At 51.1% G+C, this 25,275-nt stretch carries 28 protein-coding genes and 2 tRNA genes; 15 read left to right on the forward strand and 15 right to left on the reverse strand.

Annotation, left to right across the window (positions count from 1 at the left end; genetic code table 11):
• The first annotated feature begins 59 nt into the window (after positions 1-59).
• The 3 genes from KNP75_RS13250 (at position 60) to KNP75_RS13260 (ending at position 5,804) form a co-directional block, all read left to right on the forward strand.
• Entirely contained in the window at positions 60-1,745 is a 1,686-nt protein-coding gene (locus tag KNP75_RS13250; RefSeq protein WP_034781158.1) for a formate--tetrahydrofolate ligase, read from the forward strand.
• 19 nt (positions 1,746-1,764) lie between these two features.
• Entirely contained in the window at positions 1,765-2,694 is a 930-nt protein-coding gene (locus KNP75_RS13255) for an alpha/beta fold hydrolase (protein ID WP_215190615.1), read from the forward strand.
• Positions 2,695-2,960: 266 nt separating this feature from the next.
• Complete coding sequence (locus KNP75_RS13260; protein ID WP_215190616.1) at positions 2,961-5,804, forward strand: SH3 domain-containing protein; 2,844 nt, start codon at positions 2,961-2,963, stop codon at positions 5,802-5,804.
• Between the two features lie 42 nt (positions 5,805-5,846).
• Here KNP75_RS13260 and KNP75_RS13265 read toward each other — a convergent pair whose 3' ends face one another.
• The 3 genes from KNP75_RS13265 to KNP75_RS13275 are packed head-to-tail and all read right to left on the reverse strand — an operon-like array spanning position 5,847 to position 7,173.
• Positions 5,847-6,260 carry a hypothetical protein gene (locus tag KNP75_RS13265; RefSeq protein ID WP_215190617.1) on the reverse strand — a complete coding sequence of 138 codons (414 nt, stop codon included), beginning with the start codon at positions 6,258-6,260 and terminating at the stop codon, positions 5,847-5,849.
• The gene (locus tag KNP75_RS13270; protein WP_215190618.1) at positions 6,257-6,811 is read right to left on the reverse strand and encodes a hypothetical protein; all 555 of its coding nucleotides are present in this window, start codon (positions 6,809-6,811) and stop codon (positions 6,257-6,259) included. Before KNP75_RS13270 ends, KNP75_RS13265 begins: the two co-directional genes overlap by 4 nt.
• Positions 6,812-6,813: 2 nt before the next feature.
• Positions 6,814-7,173 (reverse strand): hypothetical protein, encoded by a 360-nt coding sequence (locus KNP75_RS13275; RefSeq protein WP_034781168.1) that lies wholly within the window; start codon positions 7,171-7,173, stop codon positions 6,814-6,816.
• Positions 7,174-7,301: 128 nt separating this feature from the next.
• Here KNP75_RS13275 and KNP75_RS13280 point away from each other — a divergent pair.
• The 4 genes from KNP75_RS13280 (at position 7,302) to KNP75_RS13295 (ending at position 9,047) form a co-directional block, all read left to right on the forward strand.
• Positions 7,302-7,375: transfer RNA gene (locus KNP75_RS13280), tRNA-Gly, on the forward strand.
• Between the two features lie 16 nt (positions 7,376-7,391).
• Positions 7,392-7,465 (forward strand) — tRNA-Gly (locus tag KNP75_RS13285).
• Between the two features lie 179 nt (positions 7,466-7,644).
• Positions 7,645-8,445: an MBL fold metallo-hydrolase gene (locus KNP75_RS13290; protein WP_034781170.1), complete on the forward strand. Its 801-nt coding sequence runs from the start codon at positions 7,645-7,647 to the stop codon at positions 8,443-8,445.
• Positions 8,446-8,840: 395 nt separating this feature from the next.
• Positions 8,841-9,047, forward strand: a complete 207-nt coding sequence (locus KNP75_RS13295; protein WP_016508383.1) for a DUF3006 domain-containing protein — start codon at positions 8,841-8,843, stop codon at positions 9,045-9,047.
• A 45-nt stretch (positions 9,048-9,092) separates the two neighbouring features.
• On the opposite strand, the gene KNP75_RS13300 is transcribed toward KNP75_RS13295, so the two are convergent.
• Positions 9,093-9,644: a TlpA family protein disulfide reductase gene (locus KNP75_RS13300; RefSeq protein ID WP_034781171.1), complete on the reverse strand. Its 552-nt coding sequence runs from the start codon at positions 9,642-9,644 to the stop codon at positions 9,093-9,095.
• A gap of 74 nt (positions 9,645-9,718) precedes the next feature.
• On the opposite strand from KNP75_RS13300, the gene KNP75_RS13305 reads away from it, so the two are divergent.
• Entirely contained in the window at positions 9,719-10,570 is an 852-nt protein-coding gene (locus KNP75_RS13305; RefSeq protein ID WP_251128359.1) for an aldose 1-epimerase family protein, read from the forward strand.
• A gap of 34 nt (positions 10,571-10,604) precedes the next feature.
• Here the strand turns inward: KNP75_RS13305 and KNP75_RS13310 are convergent, their stop codons facing one another.
• From KNP75_RS13310 to KNP75_RS13320, 3 genes are all read right to left on the reverse strand, one after another.
• The gene (locus tag KNP75_RS13310; protein WP_034781174.1) at positions 10,605-10,823 is read right to left on the reverse strand and encodes a PspC domain-containing protein; all 219 of its coding nucleotides are present in this window, start codon (positions 10,821-10,823) and stop codon (positions 10,605-10,607) included.
• Positions 10,824-10,850: 27 nt separating this feature from the next.
• Positions 10,851-11,555 (reverse strand): SDR family oxidoreductase, encoded by a 705-nt coding sequence (locus tag KNP75_RS13315; protein WP_034781176.1) that lies wholly within the window; start codon positions 11,553-11,555, stop codon positions 10,851-10,853.
• A 79-nt stretch (positions 11,556-11,634) separates the two neighbouring features.
• Entirely contained in the window at positions 11,635-12,864 is a 1,230-nt protein-coding gene (locus KNP75_RS13320) for an LCP family protein (protein WP_215190619.1), read from the reverse strand.
• 202 nt (positions 12,865-13,066) lie between these two features.
• Here KNP75_RS13320 and KNP75_RS13325 point away from each other — a divergent pair, with 202 nt between their 5' ends.
• Positions 13,067-13,981, forward strand: a complete 915-nt coding sequence (locus KNP75_RS13325) for a hypothetical protein (RefSeq protein ID WP_034781180.1) — start codon at positions 13,067-13,069, stop codon at positions 13,979-13,981.
• A gap of 180 nt (positions 13,982-14,161) precedes the next feature.
• On the opposite strand, the gene KNP75_RS13330 is transcribed toward KNP75_RS13325, so the two are convergent.
• A complete protein-coding gene (locus KNP75_RS13330) occupies positions 14,162-14,386 on the reverse strand; it encodes a hypothetical protein (RefSeq protein WP_034781182.1) in 225 nt (74 codons plus the stop codon).
• Between the two features lie 322 nt (positions 14,387-14,708).
• On the opposite strand from KNP75_RS13330, the gene KNP75_RS13335 reads away from it, so the two are divergent.
• Positions 14,709-15,581 carry a hypothetical protein gene (locus KNP75_RS13335; protein ID WP_215190620.1) on the forward strand — a complete coding sequence of 291 codons (873 nt, stop codon included), beginning with the start codon at positions 14,709-14,711 and terminating at the stop codon, positions 15,579-15,581.
• 58 nt (positions 15,582-15,639) lie between these two features.
• On the opposite strand, the gene KNP75_RS13340 is transcribed toward KNP75_RS13335, so the two are convergent.
• Positions 15,640-16,011 carry a hypothetical protein gene (locus KNP75_RS13340; protein ID WP_034781184.1) on the reverse strand — a complete coding sequence of 124 codons (372 nt, stop codon included), beginning with the start codon at positions 16,009-16,011 and terminating at the stop codon, positions 15,640-15,642.
• A gap of 102 nt (positions 16,012-16,113) precedes the next feature.
• On the opposite strand from KNP75_RS13340, the gene KNP75_RS13345 reads away from it, so the two are divergent.
• Complete coding sequence (locus tag KNP75_RS13345) at positions 16,114-16,530, forward strand: VOC family protein (RefSeq protein WP_214754276.1); 417 nt, start codon at positions 16,114-16,116, stop codon at positions 16,528-16,530.
• Positions 16,531-16,539: 9 nt separating this feature from the next.
• On the opposite strand, the gene KNP75_RS13350 is transcribed toward KNP75_RS13345, so the two are convergent.
• The gene (locus tag KNP75_RS13350) at positions 16,540-17,589 is read right to left on the reverse strand and encodes an NAD(P)/FAD-dependent oxidoreductase (RefSeq protein WP_215190621.1); all 1,050 of its coding nucleotides are present in this window, start codon (positions 17,587-17,589) and stop codon (positions 16,540-16,542) included.
• Positions 17,590-17,778: 189 nt separating this feature from the next.
• On the opposite strand from KNP75_RS13350, the gene KNP75_RS13355 reads away from it, so the two are divergent.
• Positions 17,779-18,627 carry an ABC transporter ATP-binding protein gene (locus tag KNP75_RS13355; RefSeq protein ID WP_034781188.1) on the forward strand — a complete coding sequence of 283 codons (849 nt, stop codon included), beginning with the start codon at positions 17,779-17,781 and terminating at the stop codon, positions 18,625-18,627.
• Between the two features lie 116 nt (positions 18,628-18,743).
• The gene (locus KNP75_RS13360) at positions 18,744-19,298 is read left to right on the forward strand and encodes a methyltransferase family protein (protein WP_034781189.1); all 555 of its coding nucleotides are present in this window, start codon (positions 18,744-18,746) and stop codon (positions 19,296-19,298) included.
• A gap of 64 nt (positions 19,299-19,362) precedes the next feature.
• Here KNP75_RS13360 and KNP75_RS13365 read toward each other — a convergent pair whose 3' ends face one another.
• Positions 19,363-20,172, reverse strand: coding sequence for a DUF368 domain-containing protein (locus KNP75_RS13365; protein ID WP_214712213.1), 810 nt, complete (start codon positions 20,170-20,172; stop codon positions 19,363-19,365).
• Positions 20,173-20,280: 108 nt separating this feature from the next.
• Complete coding sequence (locus KNP75_RS13370; protein WP_215190622.1) at positions 20,281-20,835, reverse strand: GNAT family N-acetyltransferase; 555 nt, start codon at positions 20,833-20,835, stop codon at positions 20,281-20,283.
• A gap of 100 nt (positions 20,836-20,935) precedes the next feature.
• Between KNP75_RS13370 and KNP75_RS13375 the strand changes: the two genes are divergently transcribed.
• On the forward strand, positions 20,936-21,685 hold the full coding sequence (locus KNP75_RS13375) for a sugar nucleotide-binding protein (protein WP_215190623.1): 750 nt from the start codon (positions 20,936-20,938) through the stop codon (positions 21,683-21,685).
• Between the two features lie 16 nt (positions 21,686-21,701).
• Here KNP75_RS13375 and cypC read toward each other — a convergent pair whose 3' ends face one another.
• On the reverse strand, positions 21,702-22,943 hold the full coding sequence (gene cypC, locus KNP75_RS13380) for a CYP152 family fatty-acid peroxygenase CypC (RefSeq protein WP_214823772.1): 1,242 nt from the start codon (positions 22,941-22,943) through the stop codon (positions 21,702-21,704).
• A gap of 83 nt (positions 22,944-23,026) precedes the next feature.
• Between cypC and KNP75_RS13385 the strand changes: the two genes are divergently transcribed.
• Positions 23,027-23,386, forward strand: a complete 360-nt coding sequence (locus KNP75_RS13385; protein WP_034781199.1) for a potassium channel family protein — start codon at positions 23,027-23,029, stop codon at positions 23,384-23,386.
• Between the two features lie 18 nt (positions 23,387-23,404).
• Here KNP75_RS13385 and KNP75_RS13390 read toward each other — a convergent pair whose 3' ends face one another.
• Together KNP75_RS13390 and yidD are read right to left on the reverse strand one after the other, a co-directional pair.
• Complete coding sequence (locus KNP75_RS13390; protein ID WP_214712218.1) at positions 23,405-24,763, reverse strand: alanine/glycine:cation symporter family protein; 1,359 nt, start codon at positions 24,761-24,763, stop codon at positions 23,405-23,407.
• A 131-nt stretch (positions 24,764-24,894) separates the two neighbouring features.
• The gene (gene yidD / locus KNP75_RS13395) at positions 24,895-25,164 is read right to left on the reverse strand and encodes a membrane protein insertion efficiency factor YidD (RefSeq protein ID WP_034781204.1); all 270 of its coding nucleotides are present in this window, start codon (positions 25,162-25,164) and stop codon (positions 24,895-24,897) included.
• Between the last annotated feature and the right edge of the window lie 111 nt (positions 25,165-25,275).

The following is a 25,275-nucleotide window of genomic DNA, read 5'->3' on the forward strand; positions in this document are numbered from 1 at the left end:
ATTCACGAATGAAATGGACTAAATAGATTACAATGTTCGAAAGTGGAGGGATTTTATACATGACGACGATTAAACCGTTATCCGACCTAACAATTGCCCAACAAGCCGAGATGCTACCTGTCAAAGAGATTGCGGAAAAACTCGGTTTACAAGAAGATGACCTCGATCTATACGGGAAATATAAAGCCAAGTTATCATTCGATGTCATCGATCGGATGGCGACTCGAGAAGACGGGAAACTCATCCTCGTCACGGCGATTAATCCGACTCCAGCCGGTGAAGGAAAGTCGACCGTGACCGTCGGACTTGGACAGGCGTTGAATCAACTCGATAAACAAGCAATCGTTTGTCTACGTGAACCATCACTCGGTCCGACGATGGGCTTAAAAGGCGGTGCGGCCGGCGGCGGTTTCAGCCAAGTGTTGCCGATGGAAGACATCAACCTTCACTTCACAGGTGACATGCATGCGATCACCGCAGCTCATAACACGATCAGTGCCATGCTCGATAATCATCTTCATCAAGGGAACGACCTCGGGATCGACGTCCGTAAAATCGTCTGGAAACGTGTCCTCGACTTGAATGACCGTGCACTTCGTCACGTGACGATCGGACTCGGCGGCAGTGCCCACGGGGTACCACGTGAAGACGGATTTGACATCACCGTGGCGTCCGAAATCATGGCCATCCTCTGCCTCGCCGATTCGTTGACCGACCTTGAGACGCGCATCAAGCGCATCGTCGTCGCCTACGATCAAGACAACGAACCGATCACGGCCGAACAAATCGGGGCGGCTGGTGCCGCGACCCTGTTGTTGAAAGAAGCATTCAAGCCGAACTTGGTGCAAACACTCGAACAGACGCCCGCGCTTGTTCATGGTGGTCCGTTCGCCAACATCGCTCACGGCTGCAACTCGTTGATTGCGACAAAAACTGCGCTCAAGCTCGGTGAATACGTCGTCACCGAAGCCGGATTCGGAGCCGACCTCGGTGCCGAGAAGTTCTGTCACATCAAGTCACGCATCGGTAAATTAAATCCGGACGCCGTCGTCCTCGTGGCGACAGTCCGTGCCTTGAAAATGCATGGTGGCGTCGCCAAAGACCAACTCCACGTCGAGAACGTCGGGGCCGTCGGGAACGGATTAAAACTTCTTGCCAAACATGTCGAGACGATGGGGAAACTTGGCTTGCCGACCGTCGTCGCCCTCAACCGATTCAATTCAGACACGACCGAAGAGTTGGCGGCCGTCCTCGACTGGTGTGAAGCGAACCACATTCGAGTGGCGCTCAGTGAAGTGTGGTCAAACGGAGGCCAAGGCGGACGTGCGCTCGCCGAGGCCGTCATCGAGACGATTGAGTCGAATGAGAGTGCGTTCACCCCGCTCTATGCGTTGACCGATTCGATCGAACAAAAAATCTTGACGATTGCCCGTGAAGTGTATGGGGCGGCCGACGTCACCTTCACCGTGACCGCAAAAAAACAAATGGCTCAAATCGAAGCGAACGGCTGGCAACACTTACCGATTTGTATGGCGAAGACACCGTTCTCGCTGTCAGACGACCCGACGAAACTCGGCTACCAGCACGGGTTCACTGTGACCGTAAGAGAGTTGAAACCGTCGGTCGGCGCTGGCTTCCTCGTCGCCTTGACCGGAAACGTCTTGACGATGCCAGGTCTGCCGAAGCAACCGGCCGCCTTGAATATGGGAATCGACGAGACCGGTAAAGCGATCGGATTATTTTAAACGACACGGAGGGATACAGATGGACGTCACGGAACATACGTATGCGGACGGGTATCGGACGCATGTGCTACACATTCCCACCTCACAATCAATTGGAAATTGCTTCATCTTTCACGGTATGCTCGAGCATCACCGACGATATGTCGAATTCGCTGATTTTTTGTCAGAAATTGGTTTTAACGTATTCCTATGCGATCTCCGCGGTGCCGGTTCTTTGGCACGGGATCAGTCCACTTACGCCCACTTGTCTCCACATGAAGGATTTGATCAAATGGTTGATGACGCTATCTCACTCCTCGATCACTATCAAGACGAGTTGCCGACTGTCGTCCTCGGCCATAGTTTCGGCTCACTGCTCGCCCGTCGCCTCGGGCAACGGTTAGGTCATCGCCTGGCTGGCGTCATCGCCGTGTCTCCGCCTCCACATTCGGGATGGATCGGGCGGATCGGACTGTATGCAATCGATTTGGCCATCCGGTTCAAAGGGAGCCAATATGAATCTCGCTTTTTCGAACGCTTGCTGTTCGGACGATACAACTTAAAGTTCTTACCCGCCACGACCGAGAGCGATTGGATTTCAAGCGTTCCAGAAGAAGTATCCGCCTATGTAAACGACCCGGATTGCGGCGGGATTCCGACGCTCGGCTACTTGCATGAGGTCGCCCGCGCCTCACTCGATGTGACGTCCACTGCCCGGATTCACGAGCATCCGAAAACGTTACCCATCTTGTTCGTTGTCGGGGCTGACGATCCGGTCGTCCATGACGGTGAAGGACTCACGGGAATCGTTCGTAAACACCAAGTTGCCGATATCGAGTTGACCGTTCTCACCTATGACAATGCCAGACATGAGATTTTGCGTGAACGACAACGACAAGACGTGTGGACCGATATCGGCGATTGGATGCATCAAACCGTACAAATCGAAAAAAGAACCTCCATTTCCTAGGAGGTTCTTTTTTCTTTCCATAATAATACATCACTTTTCTAATTCATTTACCTTTTTTGTAATTTACATTCTTCTTTCCAATTTTTAAGTACGCTATACTTAGACCGCACACTACATGAATACATACATGTTGATCTGTATTCACCGAAAGGGGTAACACATTGAAGCCAACAATCACACGATTGAGCACGGCCGTCCTCATCTCTAGCACAATGTTGAGTACGCTTGTTCCCGCTCATTCATATGCAGCAACATACGAAGGAACCGTGAATACATCTATTTTAAACGTACGTTCCGCCACTTCGACCACTTCGGACATTGTCGGGAAATTGACGCAAGGCGAGACCGTTCAAGTGTACACAACGAACGATAACTGGGCCCAAATCGAATTCGAGGGCGAAAAACGCTACGTGTCGGCGACGTATTTGACATTGAAATCAACCGTTGAAAAGACAGCGACGACAACGGCCTCGGCCTACACAGCGGACGCGAACGTCAACTTGCGTTCGTCGACGTCGACTTCTGCCGTCATCCTCACGACGATCCCGAAAGACGCGACCGTGACCTATATCTCTTCGCACGGCGCGACCGGCTCGTGGATGAAAGTGACTTACGGGAAATATACAGGTTACGTTGCAGCCCGCTACTTCACACCGACGACGCCTGTCGAAACGCCTTACTATGCGGTCAAGACAGCCGTGCTGTATGACTCGACAGGTTCAGGGGCGACGAAAATTGGAACGATTCCGGCAGGTGCCAAAGTGACGCACCTCGCCTCACTCGGCGCGACCGGTTCGTGGTTTAAAATCGAGTACGGCTCGACCGTCGGATACGCCCCGGCCCGGAACTTCTCGACTTCGCTCTTGACGCCGGAAGCGACGACCCCTTACTTCGCGGTCAAGAACGTCGCTCTCTATAACAGTTCCGCCTCGGGCGCGACGAAAATCGCGACGATCCCACTCGGTGCCCAAGTCGAACAACTCGCGATGCCAGGGCTGAGCTCATCTTGGTTCAAAATCCGCTACAATGGCGTGACCGGCTATGCGGCAGCACGTAATTTCTCAAAGACAAAACCAGAAACCGTCGTGCGGACGCCTTACTATGCCGCTCGTGACCTCGTCTTGTATAAATCATCAGCTTCAGGGGCGGAACGTCTACGGACAATCCGAGCCGGTAGCAAAGTGACACAAGTGTCAGAGGCCGGACTCGCAAGTTCGTGGTTCAAGATTGAATATGATGGCGTGACCGGCTATGCCGCGGCTCGAAACTTCTCGACGACTCCGCCAGAAGTGATTGTGATCAAGCCTTATTACGCGATTCGCAACGTGGCGATGTATAATTCATCGGCTTCGGGTGCGACGAAAATTGACACGATTCCATTCGGCGCGAAAATCGAGCAGATTTCGCAGAGTGGATTGTCGAGCTCATGGTTTAAAGTACGTTACGACGGGAAAACGGGCTATGCAGCTTCACGCCATTTCTCAGTCGACAAACCGGAGGTGATCGTCGTGACCGATTATTATACGACGCAACGAGTCGTCCTCTATGACCGGTCTGTTTCACCGAAAACAAAAATCGCCGTCATTCCGACGGGAACGAAAGTTCAGCAAATTTCTGAGGCTGGCTTGACGAGTTCGATGTACAAAATCAAGTACGGCTCGCTCACGGGCTATGCGACCGCCGCCTATTTCGCCGACAAACCACCGGCTCCAGAAGAACAGTTAGAAGCTGAACGGGAAGTCGAGGTCGTCGTCGCCAACAATGGCACGTTGAACGTCCGGACGAAACCGGTAGACGGGAACGTTATCGGTACGCTCGCGAACGGGACGGTCGTCAAAGTGAAGCCAATCGTCGGTAGCGACTGGGGTGTCATCTCATATCTCGTCAACGGCTCGCTCGTGAAAGGATACATCTCTCTTACCTACACAAAACCGTACACGCCACCTGTGGCCGGAAGTAAAGAAATGGTCATTACGGAGACATCTTACCCGTATACACTCGCATCGATGATCACGACGCAACGCAACGTGTTCGCCCAGTCGGATGCCTTTCGGGCCGCGAGCGCCTATGTGCCGAAAACGTTTGTTACGCGGATGACACCGACTGCTACGACCGGTACGATTAACTCGACGGAACTGTTCACAACCCAGTTCCAATATTTAAAGGCGACCGCGTCATCTGTCTCAGCCAGTTTAGTCGGGTTATCGACAAATACGAAACTTGAGTACCTCGGCACCCAAAAAGTCGGCTCAACAACGTGGTTTAAAGTGAAATCTGGATTGTTCACAGGTTACGTCACTGCAGCATTTGTCGCAGGAAACGTTAACGTATTGAAAGACGCTTCCATGACATCGCACTCGTTCGGGGTGCTCAACCCAGGTGAGACGGTAACCATTACCGGTGAACTCGGCCAATATTACACAATCAGCTACTATCGTCCGAGCGGCTACAACGTTCGTGTCTATGACCGGAATTGGCGTCTTGCGACGGATGAGGAAATCACACGTCACGTGTCACCGTCTTCATTCGCCACGACGTCACGGGAATATTTCCAGTTCCTCGACTTGTCGAAGGGAGCCGATTTGACAGCGCCTGTCTTGAACAAATCGCTCGTCGGCAAAGGGATTTTAGCCGGCCGCGGTCAAGCGTTCATCGATGCGTCACGTACGCACAATGTCAATGAAATTTACCTGTTGTCGCATGCATTGCTTGAAACCGGTCATGGGACGTCCGCCCTCGCGACTGGGACACTCGTCTCAAGCGTCGACGGCAAGGCCGTCACACCGAAAACCGTCTACAACATGTATGGCATCGGTGCGATTGACGGGAACGCCCATGTCAAAGGTGCTGAGCGCGCTTATAAGGAAGGGTGGTTCACACCGGAAGCCGCCATTATCGGCGGTGCCAAGTTCATCGGGGAAAAATATATCAACAATCCGGAGCGGATGCAGAACACACTCTATAAGATGCGATTCAATCCGATTAAACCCGGCGTAAACCAATACGCCACGGATATCGCCTGGGCGACGAAACAGACCACCAACATTTACAACATGTATCAACAACTCGAATCCTACACGCTTTACTTCGACGTTCCAAAATTCAAGTAAGACACAAAGAGACACGCAGCCGACGTTGGCGCGTGTCTCTTGTTATGTCCATTCAATGGAGTCGATAATCGATTCAATCTCTACTTTTTCATTCGTCACTTCATCGGCGACGTACGTCAAAAACAAGAGTCGTTTTCCGTCTGTGAGTGACCAGACGTCGAGATGCATCCCGTCCTCGATTCCGCTCGCATAGGCCGTCGTCATACCGCCTGCCTCCGTCGTGACGCTCGGGGCGACTTTGACGTCAATCGGGAACTCGCCTAAAAATGTGTTCAACTCTTGGAGAGCCGCGTCGCTCGGCGCTTGCGCTTCCTCGGCTTCATAGATGGACATTTGAAGCGTCCCTTGGGCGTCGGCTTCTACCGAATAAAAGCTGACATGGTCTTCTTCTTCATTGTATTCAAAGTGTTCTGGGTAGTCTAGACGGATCCAACCGTCAATTTCGTATTCCTTCATGCTGTTTGCTCCTTCGTTTTCTTGAATGCCAGCCCGGTCACCATTTTCGCTTGAAGCGCATATTTGAGACGTTCCGTTACGTAAAGGCGTTGGCTGTTTCGATCTTGGGCAATCATATGCCCGAATAAATTTAGTCTCACGGTTTGCCGTGACAAAAAATAGAGCCGGTCCGGATCTAACGGTCGATATTCGCCCGAATCTTCAAGATGTTCAATCTCGAAACGGCGTAGCACGTTGAATGCGCAGTATTGATCCGTCTTTCCGGTGCTCGTGTGCAACTCGACTCGAACGAGTTGAATATCATATGGGCATAAATTCATAAAAATCGGGCCGATTCGTTCATGGATGAGCAGGACGCCCATATCCGTCTCAATCAAATCGGGAAGTGCCTGCATGTCTTGAGAGATACTCAAGACGACGTAAGGGCGTTCAGTCGGTGCGAGCAATTCCCCTTTAAAAAAGCGGAATCGTTGGATGCCGGTCAATACACGGGCCCGCCAGGCACTCCCACGAGCTTCCGCTTCAATCCGATATAGCCTTTCTCGACTCACGACTACTCCCCCTTCAATTGTTTGAGCGACGCGACGAATCGTTCCCACTCCTGGTCGTCACAGACGACCTTACTTTCAATTCCCCATTCTTCATCGATAGTCAAACGTACTTCGTTCGTTTCGAGATGACGCGTGAGCTGTAACGTCCCGATTTGGACGAATAACGGTTCAATGATGAACTGATCGGTCGCCGGACTGACCCATTTCAAGCGCTCTGTCCGGAGAATCACATGCCAATTCGCCTCACGGCTGATTGAGAATGTCCATTGGCGCAGCTTAGTCTCATGATTAATTTGTTTGCCTTCTTTCATCATCCGAAAGCCCTCGCTCATCATCTGTAAATAGGATTTACGCTCACTCATGCCCCATCCACTCCTCTCTCCTATTATCTTAGCAAGACGACCTAGCCGCAACAACCAATGTTTTTTCAAAAAAGGGTTTGCAAAGCTAAAATCCTGTGCTATTATATTACCGTAACGTTAAGCGTTTCGCGGGTGTAGTTTAATGGTAAAACCTCAGCCTTCCAAGCTGATGACGAGAGTTCGATTCTCTTCACCCGCTCCATTTTAAAATTTCATATGCGGGTGTAGTTTAATGGTAAAACCTCAGCCTTCCAAGCTGATGACGAGAGTTCGATTCTCTTCACCCGCTCCAATTACCGACATATACGCGAGAATTTGCTCGCACACATAACCGCACGGTGTACCGTGCATGAAGCAGGACGTCATTTGACGTTCTGCTTTTTTGTTTTTCACGATAATAGCAGTCATACCGGCGACGCTTAAATGATGACGATTCGGGAAAAGGATGGAAGACAAGAAGGAGGGATTCCCGTGATTCAAGTACGTCTTCAACCGTTCACTGTTTACGAAAGTGCACTCATGCGAACGACTTCGACGTTGATTGAGACGAATGAGAGCTTAATCGTCATCGATCCGAACTGGCTGCCTGAAGAGATTGCTACCATCCGCCGAGACGTCGAACTGCGTCGACAAGGCAAAAAGCTGTATGTCATCTATACGCACCAGCATTACGACCATATTATCGGTGCCTATGCGTTTCCCGATGCGACCGTCATCGCATCTCAGGCGTTCGTCGAGACGGATGCGCGCTCGCAGTTAGACGAGATCCAGTCGTTTTATGAGCAGTATTATATCGATCGCCCCATCGTCAAACCGGCCGTCGACATCATGATCTCCGAGGACGGGACGCTCGCACTCGGCTCTACCCCCATCACATTTTTATTGACACCCGGACACGAGTCGACTCATATGTCTTTAATCGTCGAACCGCTGCGACTCCTGATTTGTGGCGACTATGGGTCCAATATCGAGCCTCCGTTCATCGAGCATGATGCCGAGGCGTATTTGAATTCCTTGCAAAAACTCCAAGCCGCCATTTATGAGTATGAGATTCGTTGGCTCGTCCCGGGCCACGGCGATTTATGCGACGATCGCAGCAAGATGATGGAGCGGCTGAGCGCGGCCGAAGAGTATATCCTCGCTCTGCCCGAGGAACGGGTTTGGTCTCCCCATTGGCCCGAGCACGCCTTTTTCCAACGCGTCCATGAACGGAACCGTAAGCACGTCGAACAAAAAGCGAAAGATCGCGAGTCACGGCAGCAAGATTATTGACACAAAAAAATCGCAACGTCTCCCCAAGACGTTGCGATCCCCCCTATTATGTAGACCTATTTCTTTGTGATGCGCTCTGAACGGACCGTGAACATACGGTCAATCCCATAAATGGTCACGCCGGTTAAGGCGAGCAATCCAATCATAGCTGATGAAAACATTGACCATACCCCCATTGTTCACAAATTCGTCAAAATCACCCCGTGCCTTCATTATAGAAGAAAACAAACAAAAAAGAAAGCGTTTTCTTCTAACTTTCTTCACAATTTTGTCACCTCTTTGAGTTCCCATTTGCTTGTCCAGCCTTGCGCAAATATGTGTAGCTTTTGTGGAATGTGGGAATACACTCTATAAGAATAAAGAGACAGAAAGCTGTTCGTTGAGGAGGAAGAGGCATGATTAAGTACGGCACATTGGTGCGGGTCGAAGGGAAGTATGCCGTGTTACGTTGGAACAACGGCTCGAGTTTCATCCCAAGACGATTCTTGCCATCAGAAGCACGTGTTGGCGATACAATCATTCGAGATAATCATCACTATTATCTCGAGGAAGACATGACACCGAATTTTGATGCGCTCATCAAACAACATTATAAAAAGTAGACAAAGACAGACCGGTTCACTCCCAGTCTGTCTTTGTCCGTTCATTTACTTTGTTTTGTCTCGCAACCAATCGAAATCGACCGGTCCGACTTGTTTGGCGGTGATCACACCGTCTGATCCGATGACATAGGTCGTCGGCATGGCCACAATGCGATACGTTTTTACAGCCTCGCCGTCTTCGTCTAACAGGACCGGGAAACTGAGCGGCACTTCTTCTAAAAATGCATCGACATCTCGTCGGCCGCGACGTTCGTTATTCGTGATGTTCACGCCTAGCACAGGGACGCCCGTCTCATCGCTAAATTTAATCAGTTCAGGTAGTTCTTCACGGCACGGAGGACACCACGTCGCCCAGAAGTTCACTACAACCGGCTGTCCTTTGTAATCGGCGAGCGATAGGCGTTCCCCTTCGACCGTCTCCAGTTCAAGGGCCGGCGCGCGTTGACCGACCTCGAGACCGCCAAGTACGCTATCGTCCGTGGCGATGCTGACCGCCGGTTCCTTCGCCTGACTATTAAACTCGTCATATCCTTTATAGCCTAAACCGGCCACGAGGCCAGCCATGATCAATCCAATCGCTAGTTTATGAAATCGCATGATTTACCCCTTGTCCTGTGTACTGTTCACTCCTAAACTTAACTTATCATATCATTCAAAGGAGAGTAACTATCTTGCAACTTTACAACGAGAAAGTTAGCGTCACACTAAAAGCACACGGTGCCGAAATGACCAGTTGGAACGTCGACGGGACGGAGCTCCTCTGGCAAGGTGACCCAACGTATTGGGGCCGGCAAGCCCCGATCCTTTTTCCATTCGTCGGACGCCTGCTCGACGACCGTTACTTATATGACGGAATGACGTACACGATGAGCCAACACGGATTTGCGCGCGACGAACTGTTCGAGGTCGCCGAGGCAACAGACACACACGTCCGCTTTGTCCTGCACGATTCTGTCGAGACGCGTAAACACTATCCGTTTTCATTCGAACTAAATGTCATCTATCGTCTCATCGGCGAAGAGTTGAGCGTGACGTATCGCGTCGTCAACCGAGATGATGCCGTCCTCCCGTTCAGCATCGGCGGACACCCGGCCTTTAATATCCCATTTGCCGGGGGGACGTTTGAAGACTATACGATTGACTTTGGGGAGACGCGAACACTCGACCGTCTATTGCTCGAAGGACCTTACTTGACGGGTGCCTATCAACCTCTCGGGGAACGCCGTTACATCCCGCTGACGCATCACTTGTTCGACCAAGATGCCCTCATCTTTGAACAAATCGAGTACGCAGCGCTTCGACATCAACCGAGCGGTCGGGCCATCGTCATGGAATCCCCTCACTTCACCCATTTCGGCATCTGGTCGCCTCCACACTCCGACGCCCCGTTCGCCTGTCTCGAACCTTGGTTCGGACACGCTGACTACAAAGGCCATCGGAAGGACATCCTCCATAAAGAAGATATGCAATTGCTCGACCCTGGTGAGTCGTTCGAGGCGACTTACACGCTCTATACCGAATAAAAAACGAGCTGACCGATGCGGTCAGCTCGTTTTGTTAAAAGCGATTTTCTTGCTCTGCCTCATACTCTGACGGCGGTTTTTTCATGACGATGGCCAGAACGATATAAATCAATAGACCAGGACCCCCGAACAAAGCGAGGACGACGAAGATGATGCGCATTAACGTGACATCGACCCCGAGGTATTTCCCTAGTCCCGAACAGACACCGGCAATCATTTGATCAGACGGATCTTTATACAATTTTCGTTCCATCAGGACACCTTCTCCTCCAGATTTTCGTTAGCGTTGTGGTCGACGAAGCGTTGTTCTGCCTCCAGTCGCCACTTCCCCACGACTGTCAAAATCGAGTGCTTCATTGATTGGGGTACTGCCGGATTTCACTTCGATCCGACGGCCATACAATCCACGATTATCGAGCGAAGCGGTGATGATCGTCGCGACGTCCGTTTCAGAAATCGTCGCACCATTCGCATCACTCAAGTCTTCCGATGCCTCAATCGAGCCTTTCCCTGGCCCATCTACAATTGTCACTGGGCAAATGATCGTGTAGTTTAAACCGCTATGTTCGATATACTCATCGGCCGCGTTATTGGCAGACAAGAAGTTGAAATGTTCTTTCGGTGCCGCGTCCGGTTGATCCGCGCCGTATGCACTGAGCAAGACGACGTGACGGACACGTTCTTTTTTAGCAGCGTCAATCGCTTTCATCGCGACGTTGCGGTCCAGCAGTTCGATTTCCTTGCTTGACCCATCTGCCCCTGCCGTTGCCGCGATGATGACGGCATCTTGTCCCGAGGTCGCCTCGTGAATCCCTTTATCCAATTCTTTCTCGACGTCGACGGTGAGCACGCGCGCACCCATCTTTTCATACTCTGCCTGTAGTTCAGGATAACGAATTAAAGCGGTCACTTGATGCGATTTCGCTAAACTTTTCAATACACGTCTACCGATCTTTCCTGTTGCTCCAATGACTAAAACTTTCATTCAAATTTCCCTCCTCAAAAGAGTAGTTCATTTGATTAAATTTCCTCTTTCGGAACGGAATCAAACCCTTTTCGCGAAATTATCTCACCGTTCCCCACATCGTCAAGTCGAGGGCGTCACGAATGGCTTGAACACTCGCTTCGGTCGGTTGATAGTAATAGACGTTATCGATGTAGGCGTCTTCTCCTTCAATTTGAAGTTTATCCACCTGCGGCTGTAATACCATCGTCATTCCGATCGATGCCATCTGCAACGGATTCATTTCGAGTCCCATTTCGTCTTTCATGAAACGATACGTCGCCGGGATTTTCGTCCACCCCGTCGGACTGGCCAATTTATCGGCGACGGCCGACATGACTTCGGTTTGACGGTTCGAGCGGGCACCGTCCGTGTCTGTCTTCCGGTGACGGGCGTAGGCGAGCGCCATGTCCCCGTCCATGGCGTAAGACACTCCTTCAGTGTACTCATACGTTTGATTGAAGCCTTTCTCGCTGAACGAGTGGGTCGCTGTGACGTTGACGCCGCCGACGATGTCAATCAATTCCATAAACGTTTCAAACGTGATCACGACTTGACCGTCAACTGAGGTTTCCGTCAGTCCCTCTACCGCCCCGACCGTACAATCCGCACCGCCATAGGCAAACGCATGGGTGATCTTATCGCCTTCTCGTTCTGGTTCGCAAGGAATCGCTGTATACGTGTCCCGCGGAATCGAGACGTTTTGAACAGTGCGTGAACGTGGTACAAATTCCATCAACTGTAACGAGTCTGTCCGTGATCCAGATAATGATTCTCCGACGCGGGCGTCACTTCCCATCACTAAAAACGTGACAGGACGCGTTGCCATATAGCCGACTGCGATGAGGAGGAGCAACATGACAAGCAATAGCTTCCCTTTCCACTTCCGGCGGCGCGGTTTGTCTTTCGGTGCGGTCGCCTCATGTTTGACGTGAGTTCGTTCCGGTTCACGTGTTTGGCGTCTCGGTTCCCGTCGTTCTTCTCGACGTGGCTTTGATTTACGTTTCGTGCCGAACGGAAAAGTTAACTTCGCTTTCGGTTTCCGGACGTCGCGCGCTTTCTTTTTCGGTTCAGACGACTGTTCATGCGCTCGGTTTAGAAACGGATGCTCGCCTTGTGTCGTCTCTGCTTGCCGGCCCGTCTCCCATCTTTCCGGGTTCTCTTCGTTTGTTTGATGATCTATCGTTTCGTGTCGAGCTTGTTCGTTTAGCTGAGCCTCTTCACTCAACCGTTCCCGTTCGAGCTCACGCTTTCTGCGTTCGACACGTGATAAGTGTTGATCGTCATTCATATGCAATACCTCAATTATGGTTAGATTTTTCTACATTATCATCGACAAACGTTTTTCTGACAACGGTTAACGTAAAAATCCGTCTCAAGCATGAGACGGAAGGGTTGTTTTGAATCGAAAGCGGGAAAGGAATAATAATTGGTGTCTGCCCATCTGCGGACAGTTACTTTGTTCGACGTCCTCTTGAAAGGAGGGAGAGCTAATGCGTATCGGGAAGTTACGGATGTTGCTAGAACAGTACGGCGAAGCCACGCTTCGCGATGTGATTGTCGAGATGTATCGAAACATCCCTAAAACCGTGATTGAAGAGAAAGACATCGACTTTATGGTCAGCCAGTTCACACGATATAAAGAACAAAAATCGTCAGACGAACGTCATTCGCTCTCACAAACCATCGTCCTCGCTGAACGTTTTGTCGAATTGGCTTATGATCACTTATATGTAGTACCGAACCAAGTGATGAGTGAACGTGACCAAAAAAATTGGTACATTCATGCGAAAAAAATCATTCGCGATTTAGCCTATTACGCGGATGACGAGCCCGAGGCCCGGACGATGTACGAAGAAATGTTTTTGTTGCTGTCGTCTTCAGCGGGAGAAGAACCGCTCTTCACAACGAGCGATCCTTTCCGGTTGTTAAAATTGTCTCAAACCACGATGTTATCCCAACTGATTCAGTATTATCAACTTGATGCCCCCACGACCGCCGTTTGGATCGATCGTTCCTTATACACCGCACTCCATGTCCCAAAAGATGTTGACTCGACTCGGGTCGACCTGCTCTCGACACTCCTCGATCAATCTTATAACTCGTCCGAATGGAATTTGCTCCGTGAACGTTTGACCACGTTATGCGACCGCACATTAGCCAAAGCCCACACAGACGAGAACGCCCTTGCCGATTATCAAGCCTTAAAGATGCTTGAGCTGGAATTACTCGTGGAGCGCGGCCATTTATCAGAAGCCGAACAAAAGTTGTTCGCCGAATATATCCCTTTCTTCTCCCATCGTTCAGAACCGTTCAAAGTATATGTGAATATGCTCGAAAGTCGTGGCCATGCGAATGAAACGAAACGATTGCGACGACTCGCCAAAGAAAAACGAATCCAATTTTAATCATACAAAAAAGGGAGTCAATCGACAGCGTCGGTTGACTCCAAAACATGATATGAACGAGGGGTGTTCATCTGAAAAGGAGGGGAAGTTGGTGCAGAACTTCCTTCCTACACGTTTAGTATAAATCAGATTTGAAACCGCTTCCGATTCAGATATTGCATTTTTGTGAACGTTTTCACGTTATTCAATCGCATTGATAATCCCTAGCCCAATCACGGATAATAATACAATCAATACAAAAATGAACACCATCTCGTTCGGGGAGCGAAACCCTTCATATAGTTCTACCGCTTCGTCAACGATGACGTTCTCATGGACAACGATCGGATTCGTTTCCGCCTGCGCCGTATGCGGTATACCCATCAACACTACTGCTAATAACCAAAAACTTATTACGTATCGCATAGTCGTCTCCTTGACTCGTTTCTTACCCATCAGTATAGCATGTCTTTTTCATTTAACATGAATTGGATTGTTCTACGTTTTAACAAATATCACACCCTGTTTCATCCTCCGCCATCAAACCTCTTTATGTATGTCTTAGCCAGATAGAGTCTCGTCCTTGAGCCATTTCCACGTCAAATCGGAAAGATTTTTGGGTGTTTTTTGAAACAAATACGCCCTTGATTTCCCAATAAATGTTCATCAATTTAATACGAGCATTTATATGTGGTAACGCTTACAATTTAAGGGTATCTCATTTTATATAGAAAGTAGGACCGCTCGGATGAAGCAGACCTTTACCATCAAAGAAAGTCGTGAACTTCCACCCCATCTTCGACCATTGCTCCACAATCTTTATAACCCTCAGCACGTCCCGAATCTGTTCAGCTTTCCACCACAGTGCTCGTTGTATACCGGTTGGCTAGGAAATGAGCTCATGGCCGCCATCACCGTGGATTATCGTGACCTCCCCACCACCCAACAGATTCGCATGACTGATGCAGCCTATACAAACTTCGCGGCATTGCGTGGGTTGATCGATCGCGTCTTGTATCAATTCCATCCGCATATCGGACAAAAAACGATGGTCTCTTTAAATGTCCAAAACGCAAAGGCACTTCAACGACTCGATTCGTTCACCGCCATCGGGTTCACACCTCATCTTGAGTCGACCGTTTATGATTTACCTGTACTACCGTTCCAAAAAGAGACATACGCGCAATGGCAACTCTGCCTTGAGCATCCGGAAACGTATGCGTTATGGTCATCGACCCGCAATCAGTACGCCCGTCTTTTGCCAGGCGCCTTACCGGTTTCGGCTAGAACCATCGACGAATGTCATCGAAATCAAGGTGCGTTCCATTCATTGAGACGGAACGGTGCTGTCGTGGGCACAATGTATAGCCGAATCGAGTTCTCGCGCTTGCATATTCATGAGCTCCACATGACGTGCGACTCATTCACGACCCGAGAAGGTCTTTCGTTCCTCCAACAATCATCTTTCATAAGGTTGAAAAAGATTCAAGACGTCAAGGTCACCGTGACATCGCTCCAACCAAGCTTGCGAGACGCCCTACTAAAACAAAAAGCCACCCAAACATCTGTTAGCACTCATACATTTTTAAAAGAATTGGTCCCTTATCCTTCTGTACAGTAAACAGTAAAAAAACACGAAACGTTCTGGGTCCTTCATCGGACTCGTTCGTTTCGTGTTTTCATTCGGCAGCGTTTGTCGATTCCATCGCGAGCGGTGGCATCTGTTCAAAAAGATCGGTTCTAAGTCCTGTATCGCGCCGATCCAACGATTCGATTCGATCGAATTGGATCTCGCGGTCCGCCACGCTGAACCAATAGGTGATATGTGGCTCGTCTGTAAAACGCAGGGCATAATTGGAACCGTTCAAATGAAAGTCCACTTCCGTCGACAAGATTTCAGCAGGACCAATTTTTTTATGTGTCGTCAATCGTTCCAGGACGACTTGTTCTTCATTGATCCGATAATCGACAAACGTCGCAAGTGAGAGTCCAAACACAAATGACACCAGCGCGAACGCGCTGATCAATCCAAGAGTGATCTTTCCGTTCATTTCGCCGTCCCTCCCTCTTTCAGTATATCGGATTCCGACAAAACGTTGTGAAGTGACATTTTGTTCAAGTTTCGTCAAACTAGAGTGTGAGGAGGGATCAAGATGCACATTGACCATACCGGAATCGCTGTCCGTGATTTAGACGAAGCGATTTCATTTTACACGACCGTCCTACAAGGGAAGCTCGTCGATCGCTACACAAACACAGCGGTCGGCGTCGAGACGGAAATCGCCGTCATCCACGTCGGTGACGATGTGATTGAACTGTTGTTGCCGACGAGCCCAACGAGTCCAATCGCCCGCTTCATGAAAGCACGAGGCAAAGGCGTCCACCATATCGCCTACCAGGTTGATGACTTAACTCAATCGATCGAGTCGCTCAAACGAGACGGCATTTCCTTTTTAGAGGACACGTTGCGGACGACGGCAAAAGGCCGACGTCTCATCTATATGGACCCACGTCATTCGGGCGGCGTCATCGTCGAACTGTGCGACTATCCGACAACAAGCAAGCAGTGAGGGAGCCCCTCACTGCTTTTGTAATGCCTGCTCGATGATATCACGGTTTTTTGTCTTCAACCGATCGTTGTGCGAGGACACCATCGCCGCTTTCGTGGCGTCCGGATCGATGAACGTCTTTGCACGGTTGACGGCATTGGCCGCATCTTGGAAAGCGCCCGCGATGAGGTGGACTTTCCCTTCATGCGTCAAAATGTCGCCAGCCGCATATAAACCTGGCACCGACGACTCGCTGCTCGCATTGCCTTTCACGTAAAAACCATCCACCATCTCGACTTGTAACTCGCAATCACCGAGCAGCGCCGTATCCTGCTCGTACCCATGGTTGATGACGACTTCGTCGACTTCTACGAGATCACGTTCCCCCGTCCCGCAATGGACGAGCGAAACCGCATGAATCGTCGTCCCATCCCGAGAGATGAGGTCTTCGATTTGCGTATGCAACCGACAGTCGACACGGCCACAAAGCAACTTATCGACTTGTGACTCATGTCCCTTGAGCGCTTCTTTCCGGTACGTTAAAATGACGCGCTCAGCAATCGGTTCGAGCTCATTGGCCCAGTCGATGGCACTGTTGCCGCCCCCTGAGATCAATACCGTCTTTCCTTTGAACGCTATGAGCGATTTGACCGTATAGTGTAAATTCGAGACCTCGAAGCGCTCTGCCCCGCTGATATCGATTTTCTGTGGTTGTAGGATGCCGCTTCCTGTCGCGACGATGACCGTCTTGGAAACATGCTGTCCATGTGTCGTATCGAGTACGAAATGGCCTTGGTTGTCCTTCGTCATCGATTCGACTTTCTCTCCGAGCACGACGGTCGGATCAAACGTCAAGCCTTGTTCCACCAATTGTTCGATAAGGCGAGCACCGGTCGTCGGTGTGACCCCGCCGACGTCCCAAATCATCTTCTCTGGATAGACATGGATTTTGCCGCCGAGATGTGGTTGAAACTCAATCAATTTCGTCTTCATCCCACGAAGCCCACTATAAAACGTCGCATATAGTCCGGCTGGTCCGCCCCCAATAATCGTTACATCATATACATCTTGTTCGCTCATCGCCCTCACCCTTCCTTGAAACTCCAGCGCCATTGATTCTCATTCTCATTCACTATACCTTGAAACACGCCTGTCGACAATCTATTTTGACATCAAACAAACATTGACACGATGTGTGGCACTTGCTATAGTAGATTCGATATTGAGAATCATTATCACGGGCGTCATCTACGGAAAGGGGAATCCATCATGTCACGGATACATACGACAGATATCGAGGTCGGATATGGCGACAAGACGATTGTAAAACAATTGAGCTTGTCGATTCCCGACCATAAAATCACGACGATCATCGGACCGAACGGCTGTGGAAAATCGACGCTCTTGAAGGCGATGACCCGGATTCTTTCTCCGTCTAACGGTTCAGTCCATTTGGACGGAGCCGACATCGCCAAATGTAACACGAAAGAGATCGCCCGAAAAATGGCGATCCTACCGCAAACGCCCGAAGGTGCCGGCGGATTGACGGTTGGAGAACTCGTCTCCTACGGCCGGTTCCCTTATCAATCCGGATTTGGCCGCCTCTCGAAACATGATCATGAAGTGATTGATTGGGCGCTTGACGTGACCGGGACACTCGCCTATAAAGACCGCAGCGTCGATGCCCTCTCAGGCGGACAACGTCAGCGTGTATGGATTGCGATGGCGCTCGCCCAAGAGACCGATTTGATTTTCTTGGACGAACCGACGACGTATCTCGACTTGGCCCATCAGCTCGAAGTACTCGAACTGCTCGAGACACTCAATCGAGACCAAGGACGAACCATCGTCATGGTCCTCCACGACTTGAATCAGGCCGCTCGCTTTGCCGATCACATCGTCGCGATGAAAGACGGCGAAGTACTCGCGACAGGAACGGCCGAAGAAGTCATCTGTCCGCTCGTCCTCAGACAAGTATTCCACATCGATGCCATCATCGGTCGCGACCCACGGACCGAGAAGCCGATGTGTCTCACGTATCACTTGATCAAAGAAGAGACAAACGAAGTAAAACACGACAAACAGGTCGCCGCAGCACTGCTTGCCAACGCGCATTAATCGGCTGAGCACTACTTGACGTCCCGCACATTGCGAGACGTTTTTTCATTCAGCGTGCGTTTTTGGGGAGGAAGACGCGGGTATTGAGTGGAAGATACTGAGAAAGGAGGCACGCTATGGATTGGTTAGACGGGTTCTTCATTCTCATCTCAGTCGCTTGGCTATATGAAATTTGGCGTTACCGAAATCGGTCCGAGCCGACCGACGGCGCCAGTGAGCACGCCAGTTTTTACATCGTTTCATTGATCATGGTCATCGTGTTTGCGGTTTCCATCGGATTATCCGTCTGGACAGATGTACGTCAACCGCTTCCCCAACGTCTGCTCGGACTCGGTTGCTACGTAGCCGGAGTGTCGCTCCGCTATTGGGGCATCGGGCAGTTGCGCCATCAGTTCACCCGTCACGTCGTCGTCCGTCCCGAGGATGAACTCGTCAGTTCGGGGCCGTATCGCTATTTACGTCACCCGCTCTACACAGGGCTCTTGTTTATCACACTCGGGTTTTCACTTTACTTCACGCATTGGGGCATCGCCTTATTCGGCACATTCTCGATTGGTTTAGCGCTGTTATGGCGAATTCACATCGAAGAGAAGATGCTGACCTCTCATTTCGGGAGCGCGTATCGAACGTGGGCCAAATCGCGTAAACGATTGATCCCGTTCATCTATTGAGCAACAATCGCTGAATAAACCAAAAACATGCACGCCGTCAATCGATGACGGTCGTGCATGTTTTTTATACAGAGAAGCGTCCGAGCAGACGGACGATCATAAAGCCTGCCCCAAATGAGAGGATACTGAGCACCCACATGAGCGTCGTGTCCGGGAGACCCGGGAATACGACCGCGAGCGAGCCGATGACGAGGCCTAAAATGACGGAAAACGTCATGCCTGGAAAATGGCCGAGCAAATAGCGGATCACTTTACTGCTGACGATGAAACCGACCGCCACCCCAAGACCGACGATACCGATGATGAGAATATTCAAGTTCGATAACGCACTGATGACGGTTGGATAGACCCCGATGAGAAGCAAGACGAACGAGCCGCTAATCCCTGGCAACAACATGGCCATACTACCGAGCCATCCTGAGAAGAACAACAGGATCGCCGTACTTGTGGAAAGTTCTGTAATGATGGCCGTATCCGCCGGTTTAATGATAGCCATGCTCGCCACAAGAATGGCCCCGATCACCATGGCGACGATATGTACCGGACGCATGACCGCACGCGATCGAAATTCAAACAGGAGCAACGGAATTATCCCGAGAATCAACCCGATGAAAAAGAACTGGGTCGGCTCGTAATATTCAAGCAGCAAAAATTCGATCACGCGGCTAAGACCTAAAATCGCACCCGCCATCCCGATCCCGAGCGGAATCAAGAACAAGATATGCTGTTTCCAATGTCGACTGAAAATCCCACTGATCGCTTCGATCAACCGGTCATAAATCCCTAAAATAACTGCAATCGTCCCACCACTGACACCGGGAATCAAGTCACTCGTCCCCATCGCGATGCCGCGCAGGATATTTTTCCATTCCATACATGATCTCCTTTTTCGCTACTGATTCATTTCAAGCATTTAGTATAGCCGAGTCGCAATCATTTTGCATCGGTTTTAAGACTGATAATTGACCGATTGACGGTTCAGTCAAAGCGCGAGCGCCATATAATCAAACCGTCCTCCGGAGATATCGATTTCTTTCACTTTTTTGAAACCGAGCCGCTCATATAACCGCCCGGCTGCCGGATTCGTCTGGTCAACGTTGAGCGTGACTTGTGGGATGCCTGTCTCACGGGCATGGTCAATCGCTTGTTGAATCAGTTTCGTCCCAATCCCACGGCCGCCGAACGACGAGTCGACAGCGACCGAATCGATATAGAGCACATCCCCTGACGTTTCGACGTCTAATGTGTCCGGTTGCCCTTGGGTCCGGAGCCACGTCTTGATCGGTTCATCCAACTGCGATGCCCGTTCCCCGTGGTAGGCAATCAGAATGCCCGCCATCACTGTCTCGTTTTCCGCCACCCAAACGTTTTCGTAGCTCAAGCGGTTTCCGGGCTGACCAATCCACATCGAGAGTCGTTCGAGTACTTGTTGTTGGTCTGACGTACCGGTCAACGAATACGCAATTTCGTGAATCGCCGCGTAAACGAGCGGTGCGATTTGCGTGCTGTCATCCGGTGTCGCTTTTCGAATATTCATCTTTATCGCCTCCACCCATCAGTCTAGCACAAAGCTTCTTTCAAAGGGTTTGTCGGACAGTGAAGTGTGGGATGATACAAACAGAAGGGAGGAATAAGTAATGAAAGCAATTTTGACAGGCATGAACGGGACGGTCGCCCCTGTTGTCGCCCGTACATTAAAGCTGCACGGCATCGAGCCGGTCGCGTGGGACCGCACGAAAGTGTCCACATCTGACGAGGCTGAGATGCGAGCCTTTATCGAATCGGTCCGCCCGACTTATTTTCTTCACATCGGCATGGGTGCCGCCGAATGGGCCGATACGCTCGCACGTCTATGCGGGGAATATAAAATCCCCTTCCTCTTCACGAGCACCGTCTCCGTCTTCTCCGACAGTGTGACGGGACCAATCACCCCGGACACACCGCCCGATGCAACAGATGAATATGGTGCCTATAAACGGGCGTGTGAAGAAACCATCGCCAGGACTAATCCCGGTGCCCAAATCGTCCGCCTCGGTTGGCAAATCGGGGACGGTCCCGGTTCGAACAATATGATGGATTATTTCGAGACCGAGATGAAGCGAAACGGTGTAATCGTCGCGAGCGCACACTGGTACCCGTCCTGCTCGTTTTTAGAAGATACGGCGGACGCCTTGTTCGAGATTTTGACGAAACGTGGGCCGGGACTGTATCAATTGAACGGCAACCCGAGCCATTCCCTCTATGACATCGCACTCGGCTTGAAAGAGTTGCATGACACATCATGGCAAATCGAACGAACCGACGAACCGAAACGGGATAACCGTATGGTCGACACGAACATCACAATCCAACCGATCACGAAACGGTTAGCCTTGCACACAAAATGAGTCGCCTCTCGGCGACTCATTTGCGTTCAACCCGTTCCAACACGAGCCCGCTTTTCGGCAAACTCGGTAAGTCCACAAAACTATAACTAAGGTCTTGAGACGGTACCTCATAGCGATAGCGGTTCAAGAACACGTCGATCGTTTCACGCATGATGGCGATCGTCACATGTTCCCCGGCGCAGCGATGCCCAAAATCCACATCCCCGCCACCTTGAGGGATGAACGTGAACGGGCTCTCGGTCCAACCTTTGAACCGGTCTGGATTGAACTGTTCGGGTTCCGTCCAAAGCGAGGGGTCGTGGTTCGTCCCATACAAGTCGAGCAAGACGAGCGTCCCTTGCTCGAACGCAAACCCATCCCATTCGAAGTCCTGCTTGACGCGCGCAGCCGTCACCGGGAAGAACGGATAAAAGCGCCGGACTTCTTGGACGAACCATGTCGAATCCGTCTCGCCGTAGGCCAACCGGGCACGAGCCTCCGGAAACTGATGCAACGCGAGCACAGTGAACAAGACGTAAATCGACACCGCTACGGTCGGTCGTATAATATTGATCACCTCGACCGCCACGACATCGGCCGGAAGCAGCTCCCCTGCCTCATCACGATGCCATGAAAATTCATACAACGCTGTCTGTTCGTTCGGAAGCAACCGGTTCGTCCGCACTTCCTCGACCATCTTCCGAACCCAAGACTCGGCCGACGACCGGGCCGCCCGTCCACGTATGTGCTTTGGTCCAAGGGCCGTCCCCGATTCGAACAACAACCGCATCTCGTCCGTCCGCTGTTTCACTTCATGCTCGCCGAGCGGGACCCCGGCCCATTCACAAACGGCCCGCATGAGGACTTCTTGCGCCATATCATAGAGCATTGTTTCGTCTTCGGCCGCATCGAGCGCTCGTTCCCATTCACGGCTGACAAGTCTCGTCAGTCGCTCGATATTTCCTGGGAACATGAGCGACATGAACATCTTTTTTCGATGTGCATGCGCCGCACCGTCCAGCGTCTGCACCCCGTCCTCCCCGAACAACGTCTTCAGCAACCGCTTCGGTGCCGCGTCTTGCCGAACGAATTTATCCGCGTCATAAAATAAAGCGGCTGCCTCGGCACCACCGAGACAGATCGCTCGCTCCCCAAGCAAACGCGTTTCGAATAGGTTTGACTGAAAGCTTTTTCTGCGGTTCGGGACATACAAGTAGCCCTCCCGGAGGAACGCCAAGCTATGGTCGAGCCCTTGTTCTTTCGGGATCGGTCGTGTCATGATGTATCATCCTTTCCAACTTTTCTATAGAGGATGTTCCCCTGTTATTAGCGAACAAACCTATAAAGAAAGGAGGCGGGCGAATGCTCTCATTTATTTTGACATTTCGTCGCATGTTTCGCGGAATCTGGCGCGGTCTGAAAGACGCTGAGTTTCAAGTGTTGTTCAGTCTCGCCCTCCTGACCATCGTCTCGGGGACACTATTTTATTCACGGTTCGAGGACATGCGTTGGCTTGACGCCTTGTATTTCAGCGTCGTCACGCTCACGACGATTGGCTATGGGGATTTCGTCCCGACGACCGATCTCGGTAAAGTGTTCACGATCGGCTACGTCATTACTGGTGTCGGCATCATGGTCGGCTTCATCACCAAAGTCTTTGACCACCTCCAGCAAGCGCGACTCGAAGAGGTGCGCAAACGAAACACGCCACCGTCTCCTTGAAGACGGTGGCGTGTTTCGTTAAGATGCTTTTCGATTTCGATTTTCGAGCTCGAGTTGCTGATTGAACCGTTTCGTCTCGGCGATCACGACACCCGACAAGAACAGCAGACCAATCAAGTTCGGGATGGCCATCAAACCGTTAAACACATCGGAAAGGGCCCAGACCAAGTTAAGGTTCGTCGTCATCGCGCCGAGTCCGGCCACGAGGACGAAGGCGATGCGATACGGAATAATCGATTTCTGGCCGAACAAGTAGTGAATCGAACGTTCTCCATAATACGACCATCCGAGCACCGTCGAATAGGCGAACATGACGAGGCCGATTGTCACGATATATCCGCCAGCCGGCCCTAAAAATTGCTCGAACGTCGCCGTCGTCAACGCGACCCCTTCGAGCCCCGACCCGATTTGTCCGCCCATGACGAGCGTGATCCCTGTGACCGAACAGACGATGAGCGTATCGAGGAACACTTGCGTCATCGAGACGAGTGCCTGACGTCCTGGCATATCCGTCTTGGCCGCTGCCGCCGCGATTGGGGCCGATCCAAGACCAGCCTCGTTCGAGAAGACGCCGCGGGCCACCCCGTAACGAATCGCCGCCCCGATCGCTCCTCCACCAATTGCCTCGGCGCTTAACGTGCTGCTGAAGATGAGTGAAATCGCATCTGGAATGAGCGTATAGTTCATAATCATAATCAATAATCCACTGCCGAGATAAAAGACGATCATGACCGGTACGAAGTAACTGACGACGCGTCCAATCGATTTGACACCACCTAAGATGACCGCACCCGTGAAGATCATGATCAAGATACCGGATACGTAAAGCGGCACATCAAACGTCGTTTGGAGTGCCATCGCCACCGAATTCGTCTGTACCCCGTTTCCAATCCCGAACGCCGCGAGGGAAGCAAACCCCGCGAAGGCGACGGCGAGCCAGCGCTGTTTCAAGCCACGCTCCAAGTAATACATTGGTCCCCCAGCCATTTGTCCCCGCTCATCAGTGACCCGATATTTGACCGCGAGCACGGCTTCCGCGTATTTGGTCGCCATTCCGAAGAAACCGGATACCCACATCCAGACGATCGCGCCTGGCCCACCGAGCACGACGGCCGTCGCGACCCCGACGATATTCCCCGTACCGACCGTAGCCGCGAGCGCGGTCATGAGTGCTTGGAAGTGACTGATGTCCCCTTTCGATGACTTGTCCTGATTTTTAGAGAATGCGAGCTTCAATGCGTAAGGCAACTTCGTGATTTGGATTCCCCCGAGACGTACCGTCAAATAAATGCCTGTCCCCACAAGCAAAATCAATAACGGTGGTCCCCACACAAAGTTTGAAATCGTACCGATGAGTTCACTGAACGATTGACCCATGTTGTATTCCCCTTTCCCCGTATGTAATGAGTACACCTCTATTTTTTCAGAATACTTAGAAGATTGTCAAAAGTATTGTGATAAAACAAGTCAGAGAAAGAGGGGCTGTATCTAAAACAGCGAGCCGTCGATTAGACGTCTCGCTGAGATGGGGGTTTTTCACGTTGTAACGGCGCCTTCCAATCGAACTCGTCCGGCACGTAGTCGAGCCCGCCCGAATGGAACGGTTGGCAACGCATGAGCCGGCGCGTCGTCAAATAACCACCTTTGAGTGCACCATGTTTCTCGATCGCCTCGATCCCATAATGCGAACAACTCGGATAAAACCGACACGTCGGTGGTTTCAACGGAGAAATGAAGCGTTGATACCCTTGAATCCCCCGGACTAACACTCGTTTCACGTTTCATCGCCTCCTGATTGATTACTGCCATGATAGCTCGACCGGTCCGACTTGTCATCCGTGACGTCTGCGACAATCCAGTGACAAGACGGTGTCACGTTTTTCCTTTGT

Origin of the sequence: Exiguobacterium sp. s6, assembly GCF_018618155.1 — a bacterium.
Lineage (GTDB): Bacteria > Bacillota > Bacilli > Exiguobacteriales > Exiguobacteriaceae > Exiguobacterium > Exiguobacterium mexicanum_A.